A 7,029-nucleotide genomic window follows, 5' to 3' on the forward strand; every position below is an offset into this window, starting at 1 on the left:
CCCCGGCCTCGTCCCTGCGCGAGCCGGCCGTCTCCTCGATCATCGAGCACCCGAGCGGGCGCATGGTCGCCTCCACGAACGCGCGGCTGGACGCCGACCCGGGGCGCGTCGCGGCGGAGCTGCCCGAGCGCGTCGGCGTCGTCCTCATCGACGGGCACAACCCGGCGCTGGCGCAGGCGGCGCTGACGCTGGGCGTGCCCGAGGTGGACGGCGAGGATCCCTTCGCTCTCCTTGAGGCGCGCCCGCCGCACCTGCGGGTGCTCGATGGCGGCTCGTGGAAGGACTGGCTCACTCCCCTGCTGGGCCTCGTGGACGTCGCCGTCGTGTCGGAGGATTTCGCGCCCCCGCTCCTCGCGCGAGTGGACGGCGAGCAGGTCGCCGGCTTCCTGCGCGGTTTCGGCATCACGCGGGTGGTGCGCACGCGCGGCGAGCGGCCCGTGCAGTACTGGTGGGACGGCACCAGCGGCGAGGTTCCCGTGCGCGAGGTCCCCGACGCCTCGACGATGGGTGCGGGGGACGCGTTCCACGGGGCGTTCGCGTGGGCGCTTGAGCGCGCGGGGGCCTCGGATCCGGAGCGCCTCATTCGTTTCGCGTCGGCGGTGGCGGGCGTGTCGGTGTCCTCCTTCGGGACGAGGCAGTGGCTGGCTTCTCCTGCCCTGGCGGAGTTGGTGCGCGGGTAGCTGGTGCGCACGTGGTCGGCGACGGTTGCGGGCGCTTCTGCGAGCACTTCTGCGGGCGCTTCTGCGAGCACTTCTGCGGGCGCTTCTGCGGGCGCTTCTGCGGGCGCTTCTGCGGGCGCTTCTGCGGGCGCTTCTGCGGGCGTTTCTGCGAGCGCGCGCGGCGCCTGTCGCGGGCGAGGCTCGCGCTGATCGCTTCCCCTCCCCCTCCCCCAAAAGTCGCACATAATTTAACTCGGTCAGTTTTCGAGACACCCCACAAACGTTGCAATTCCAACGACATATTTTCAAAGTCTGAAATATTCACGAGGGAATTACGTGCGACATTGTTAGGGAACCATACATGGTGGCGTGGATTGTCGGCACACGCGCGAGCCCGCCTGACGCGGACCGTTTAGCACTCGAGCATGTCTGGCACGCAGCAAAACGGGGGCCTGAAGCCAGTCGGACAGCCCCGCGGGCGGCCTTGGCGGCCTCGCACGCAGCAAAACGGGGGCCTGAAGCCAGTCGGACAGCCCCGCGGTCCAGACTACCCGCCCAAAAACACACACTAGGCTCCCCGGCGCACTCGCCGAGCGGGCAAGCCACGTCCCTGCGAATCCGCGCGGACGGGCAATCAACATCCGGATAGGAAACGAACATCCGGATAGCTTAATAACCTATCCGGATGCACACAACCTATCCACATCCGCACAACCTATCCAGATAGCAACAGCTTATCCACGCAGCGAGCCACCAGAGCGCGCCATGGGGCGGGCCCAGGAGCAGAGCCACCAGAGCGCGCCAGGGGGCGGGCCCAGGAGCAGAGGCACCAGAGCGCGCCAGGGGGCGGGCCCAGGAGCAGAGGCAGCGCAGGCAGCTACCGGCCTGCTGGCACCCAGCGGCTGACCCACCGAACGGCGACGTCGGGCAGCGCGGGCAGGTGCGCGGAACCTGAGGCGGCCAGGGCGCGATCCACGGCCTCGTCGGCGACGGGAACGCCGTCGATGGGCGTGTACTCGCCGACGACACCGACGGGCGGCGCGGTCATGTCGACGACGGATCCGTCGGGCAGCAGGTGGAAGGCCTCGCGCGTGCGGTCGAGCAGGCCGGTTTCCTCGTCGAAGGCGTCGTGTGTGATGAGGACGGGCACGTCGATGCCGTGCAAGGCCTTCTCGCCGGACACCATGGACATGTCGGCGAGGGTGGCCTTGTTGATCGTGAAGTGGCGGCGCACGGACTCGGAGTCGTTGGGGATGGTGGTGGTGCCGTGGCGTTCCAGGTCAGAGAGCTGCACGTCGGAGAACACGAGGTTCCAGTCGTAGGACAGCGGGCCGAGGACCGGCGAGACGAGCACGTAGGTCTGCACGGCGGGCGGGCGGGCGCGCAAGGCGACGGTGGCGCCGAACTCGTGGCCGACGCAGATTTGGCGTGTGAACCCCTGGTCGGCCAGCCAGCCGGAGGCGGAGCGGAAGTCCTCGATGAGCGGGTCGAAGGTGATGATCTCGTCGCCGGATTCGCCGTGCCCGGAATAGTCGAAGGCGAGGGTGGCGTAGCCGGCGCGACGCATCGCGCGACCGAGCGCATCGAACATGCCCGATGCGTGACGGTCCGACAAAAAGCTGTGAGAAAAGATCACCGCGGCGTCGCGACAGTCCACAGGACGCGTGAATGTCCCGGTGATGGACACTCCCCGGGGCGTCTGAATCGTTATCTGGCTCACGTATTAAACATAGCGCTTTCCACCACCCGCCGTGAAGGGGAGACCACGGTGTGCACATATGTGACAAGGGGACGAGGCCTGGGCTGGGTTTCCGAGAGAAATCTCCACCCCGCGTCAGGGGCGTGCGAGCGAGCATGGCCCGGCACTAAGATGAGGGTGATTGTGCGCCGGTGGGAACGCCTGCGCGAGAACGCCCGGCGGACCGCGGGCGCCGCCCCACGCAGCGAGAGAAGGACATTCATGGGAACCAAGACTGGAATCCTCATCGGAGTTGGCATCGGATACGTCCTGGGCACCCGCGCGGGCCGCGAGCGCTACGAGCAGATCCGCGCGAACGCCTCGAAGCTGCGCCGTTTCCCGATCGTGGCACGCCCCCTGGATGCGGCGGGCCAGAAGATGTCCGACATCGTGCGTGCGGGCGGCGAGCAGGTGACGGATAAGGTTGCCGACGCGGTGAAGGAACGCCTTTTCGGCGCCCCCGCCTCCCAGCCGACGACGGTTGACACGCAGGACACCTCCTCCAGGACGCAGCGTTGAGCGCGCGAGGGTACGAGGCCGTGAGCGCAGACCCACAGCTCGACACCCAGGAGCCGACGCGCGCGCAGATTAAGCGCTGGCGCAAGCACCTGGCTGAAGAGCGCATGGAGGCTCGCACCTACCGCGACCTGTCGGAACGCCGAACGGGCGAGGAGCGCGCGGTCCTCCTGCAGCTCGAGGAGGCGGAGCGCCGCCACGAGGAGTATTGGCTGGCGCGCCTGGGCGATCATGCCCTGCCTGCCCCGAAGCCGCCGCTGCGCACGCGCGCCGCGTCGCTCCTCGCACACCTTTTTGGCACGATTTTCATTCTGGCGATGGCACAGCGCGCGGAGCAGCGTTCCGCGCGCGACGTGGATGACGACGTGCCGGCGCACATGCAGGCGGACGAGCACATTCACGCCGAGGTCATCCGTTCCCTGGCGGCGAAGTCCCGCGAGACCCTGGCGGGCACGTTCCGCGCTGCGGTCTTCGGCGCGAACGACGGCCTCGTGTCGAACCTGGCCCTCGTGCTGGGTGTGGCGGCGACGGGCATGGAACCCCACGTCGTTCTCCTGACTGGTATTTCGGGTTTGCTCGCGGGCGCCCTGTCGATGGCGGCGGGCGAGTGGGTGAGCGTGCGCAGTCAGCGCGAACTCCTCGACGCCTCGATCCCCGACCCGGACGCGCATCAGGCGGTGCCGGACCTGGATGTGGACGCGAACGAGCTGGCCCTCGTGTTCCGTGCGCGCGGCGAGAGCGAGGAGGAGGCCGAGATCCACGCCAAGCAGGTCTTTGCACGCCTCGCTAAGCCTGCGACCGGCGAGTCCGGTGCGATCGCGGTGCGTGCCGCCCTGGGCGGAAGCCCCGAGTCGGACGGCGCTGGCGACCAGGTGGGCACACCCATGAAGGCGGCGCTGTCCTCGTTCTGTTTCTTCGCGGCGGGCGCGATCTTCCCGCTGATCCCCTACCTGCTGGGCATGACCGGCATGACCGCAATCGTCGTCGCGGCCGTGATCGTCGGCGTCGCCCTGCTGTTTACGGGCGGCGTGGTCGGCATCCTGTCCGGCCAGTCCCCCGCGCCCCGCGCGCTGCGCCAGCTCATCGTAGGTTACGGCGCCGCGGGGGTGACATACCTGCTGGGCACGCTGTTCGGCACGTCAATCTCCTGACGCCTCGTCTCCAGCGGGGACGAGGCCGGGGCCACCTCACCCGTTCCCCCTGGCCTGGGCTGCCCGCGGGCCGGAGGCCGGGGCCCAGATGCGGTGCCCCTGTGCCACACTAGGGTCATGACGGATTTTCTTTCTCGGGCGCGCGGCGCCCTCATGGGCCTCGCCGTCGCCGACGCGGTGGGCACCACGAATGAGTTCAAGGTCGTAGGCACCTTCACGCCGTCCACGGGCATGGTCGGAGGGGGCGCCTTCCAGCTCGAGCCCGGCCAGTGGACGGACGACACGTCGATGGCGCTGTGCCTGGCGGATTCGCTGCTGGCGATGGGCCGCTACGACTCCTTCGATGTGATGGAGCGATACATGCGCTGGTTCAAGGAAGGGTACCGTTCGTCGACGGACGTGTGTTTCGACATCGGTGGCCAGGTGCGCGCCGCACTGTTCGCCTTCGAGCGCGAACAGCGCATTCCCCGCACCGCGGAGCGCACGACCAGCGCCGGTAACGGCGCGATTATGCGCCTGGCGCCCGTCGTCATCGCCGGCTTCGAGCACCGCGAAATCCGCGAGATCGTCGTCACCGCTGGACTGAGCGCGCGGGAAACCCACTATTCGGTCGAGGCCGAGGCCGCCACCGAGGTCTTCGCCGCCCTCCTCGTGGGCGCCCTCCTCGGCTGGGCGCCCGAGCACATCATCAACGTCGGCTGGGCGTCAACGGGTCCCGCCTTCGACGAGATGGCCGCTCGCGTCATCAGCACGGACCCGGCCGAGCGCGCCGCGTGGGAGAAGGACACCAGCGGTTACATCGTGAACGGCCTGCGCCTGGCGGTGCACGGCCTGCTCGATTTCGGTTCCTTCGACGAGGCCGTCCTGGCCATCGCGAACATGGGCGGGGACGCGGACACGAACGCCGCGATCTACGGGCAGCTCGGCGGCGCTTACTTCGGGGTCGAGGCCATCCCGGCCTCGTGGAGGTCGACGCTGTATCAGGGCGAGGAGATCGACGCCCTGGCCCGAGCCCTCGTGGACCTGCGCCTGGAGGCACCGCTCACGCGCTTCGACGAGGACCTGTAAGCCCCGCCCCGCGGCACGCCCCCGCGTCGTCGCTTCACCGCCCGCTGCACCCACACCTCGTCAACCTGCACCCACACCCACACCCACACCCAACAATTACCCAAAAATGTCGCATGCAATTCCCTCGCACCTACTTCAACATTTGAAATCAGACCGTTGAAATCATGCGGTTTTAAGCAGCACTCAAAAACTGACCAAAGGGAATTACGTGCGACTTTTGGGGTCTGAGCCTCTTCCGACCTACTCGACCCCCACCAGCCGCGCGCCGCTCGACCGGCATGTCGAGCGACTAGACTGGCGCTATCATGCCTGACTCCCGCTCCTCCCAGCCCAAAGCGCGCACGCGCCCGCGCACGCACGCGCGCCCCTTCAAGCCCTTCACGCCGGAGCAGCTAGCCGAGCGCGCGGCCGCGATCCCGGTCATCGACTTCCCCGATCTGCCAGTGAGCGCCCGCCGCGACGAGATCGCGCGCGCCATCCGCGACCACCAGGTGGTCATCGTGTCGGGCGAGACGGGCTCGGGTAAGACGACGCAGCTGCCGAAAGTCTGCATGCAGCTGGGCCGCGGCGTGGCCGGCATGATCGGTCACACCCAGCCGCGCAGGCTCGCGGCGCGCTCGGTCGCGGACCGCATCGCCCACGAGCTGGGCCAGACCGTGGGCCGCGAGAGCGGCCAGGTGGTCGGCTACCAGGTGCGTTTCACGGACGAGGTCGGCCCCACAACCCTGGTCAAGCTCATGACGGACGGCATTCTGCTGGCGGAGATCCAGTCGGATCCGATGCTGCGCCGCTACGACACGCTCATCATCGACGAGGCCCACGAGCGCAGCCTCAACATCGACTTCATCCTGGGCTACGTGGCGCGCCTGCTGCCCGCGCGCCCGGACCTGAAGGTCATCATCACGTCGGCGACGATCGACTCGGACCGTTTTGCGCGCCATTTCGGCACGTGGGAGGGCACGCCCGGCTCGGGTCGCCTGATCGAGCCCGCGCCGGTCATCGAGGTGTCGGGGCGCACGTACCCGGTGGAGATCCGCTACCGTCCCCTCGGCCCGACGACGCCCTCGTCGTACACGTCCGAGGCCTCGGCGCAGCAGGCGGAGAATCCCACCGAGACCGTCGAGACCACGGAGGTCACCGAGTCCGGCCCCATGCAGCTGGTCCTGGAGGACCCGGACGACGAGCTGGCGACGCTGGGCTACGGCATGGGCGAGGACATCGACGTGGAGACCGCGATCTGCCTGGCGGTGGACGAGCTGAGCGCGGAGGGTGACGGCGACATCCTGGTCTTCCTGCCCGGCGAGCGCGACATCCGTGACACGGAGGCTGCCCTCCTCGATCACCTGAAGGGACGAGGCCGGCGCGCGGGAGACGACAAGGGCGTCCACCCGGGAGACATCGAGATCCTGCCCCTGTACGCGCGGCTGACGGCGGCTGAGCAGCATCGCGTGTTCGAGCCGCACCGGCTGCGCCGCGTGGTCCTGGCGACGAATGTCGCGGAGACGTCGCTGACGGTGCCGGGCATCCGCTACGTGATCGACCCGGGTTTGGCGCGTATTTCCCGCTATTCCAATAAGACGAAGGTGCAGCGCCTGCCGATCGAGCCGGTCAGCCAGGCGAGTGCGAACCAGCGCGCGGGCCGATGCGGCCGAGTCGCCGAAGGCGTGGCGATCCGCCTGTTCTCCCAGGCCGACTACCTCTCGCGCCCGCGCTTCACGGAGCCGGAAATCCTGCGCACGTCGCTGGCCAGCGTCATCTTGCAGATGGCGTCCCTGGGCCTGGGCGCCGTCGAGGACTTCCCGTTCCTGGACGCCCCGGATCGGCGCGCGGTGCGCGACGGCGTCGCCCTCCTCGTCGAGATCGGCGCGCTCGCGTCCGGCGAGCCGCGGGAGCGCCG

Annotated in this window: 6 protein-coding genes; 5 read left to right on the forward strand and 1 reads right to left on the reverse strand. The window is 68.8% G+C overall.

Annotation, left to right across the window (positions count from 1 at the left end; genetic code table 11):
* On the forward strand, nucleotides 1-680 hold a 680-nt coding region (locus HMPREF1138_RS08810), incomplete at its 5' end, for a PfkB family carbohydrate kinase (RefSeq protein ID WP_009058876.1).
* 856 nt (nucleotides 681-1,536) lie between these two features.
* Here the strand turns inward: HMPREF1138_RS08810 and HMPREF1138_RS08815 are convergent.
* The gene (locus HMPREF1138_RS08815) at nucleotides 1,537-2,250 is read right to left on the reverse strand and encodes an alpha/beta fold hydrolase (RefSeq protein ID WP_238318635.1); all 714 of its coding nucleotides are present in this window, start codon (nucleotides 2,248-2,250) and stop codon (nucleotides 1,537-1,539) included.
* Between the two features lie 369 nt (nucleotides 2,251-2,619).
* Between HMPREF1138_RS08815 and HMPREF1138_RS08820 the strand changes: the two genes are divergently transcribed.
* The 4 genes from HMPREF1138_RS08820 to HMPREF1138_RS08835 all read left to right on the forward strand — a co-directional run.
* Entirely contained in the window at nucleotides 2,620-2,916 is a 297-nt protein-coding gene (locus HMPREF1138_RS08820; protein WP_009058882.1) for a hypothetical protein, read from the forward strand.
* Nucleotides 2,913-4,064: a VIT1/CCC1 transporter family protein gene (locus tag HMPREF1138_RS08825; RefSeq protein ID WP_009058880.1), complete on the forward strand. Its 1,152-nt coding sequence runs from the start codon at nucleotides 2,913-2,915 to the stop codon at nucleotides 4,062-4,064. Before HMPREF1138_RS08820 ends, HMPREF1138_RS08825 begins: the two co-directional genes overlap by 4 nt.
* A gap of 117 nt (nucleotides 4,065-4,181) precedes the next feature.
* The gene (locus tag HMPREF1138_RS08830) at nucleotides 4,182-5,132 is read left to right on the forward strand and encodes an ADP-ribosylglycohydrolase family protein (protein WP_009058878.1); all 951 of its coding nucleotides are present in this window, start codon (nucleotides 4,182-4,184) and stop codon (nucleotides 5,130-5,132) included.
* A 305-nt stretch (nucleotides 5,133-5,437) separates the two neighbouring features.
* Nucleotides 5,438-7,029, forward strand: a 1,592-nt coding sequence (locus HMPREF1138_RS08835) for a helicase-related protein (protein ID WP_009058872.1), incomplete at its 3' end; no start/stop codon positions are given.

Origin of the sequence: Actinomyces sp. ICM58 (assembly GCF_000283035.1) — a bacterium.
Taxonomy (GTDB): domain Bacteria; phylum Actinomycetota; class Actinomycetes; order Actinomycetales; family Actinomycetaceae; genus Pauljensenia.

What these genes read in the sequence shown, in the direction of transcription:
- HMPREF1138_RS08815 (WP_238318635.1), bottom strand. Translation starts at nt 2,250, where the DNA reads ATGTTCGATGCGCTCGGTCGCGCGATGCGTCGCGCCGGCTACGCCACC.
- HMPREF1138_RS08820 (WP_009058882.1), top strand. Translation starts at nt 2,620, where the DNA reads ATGGGAACCAAGACTGGAATCCTCATCGGAGTTGGCATCGGATACGTC.
- HMPREF1138_RS08830 (WP_009058878.1), top strand. Translation starts at nt 4,182, where the DNA reads ATGACGGATTTTCTTTCTCGGGCGCGCGGCGCCCTCATGGGCCTCGCC.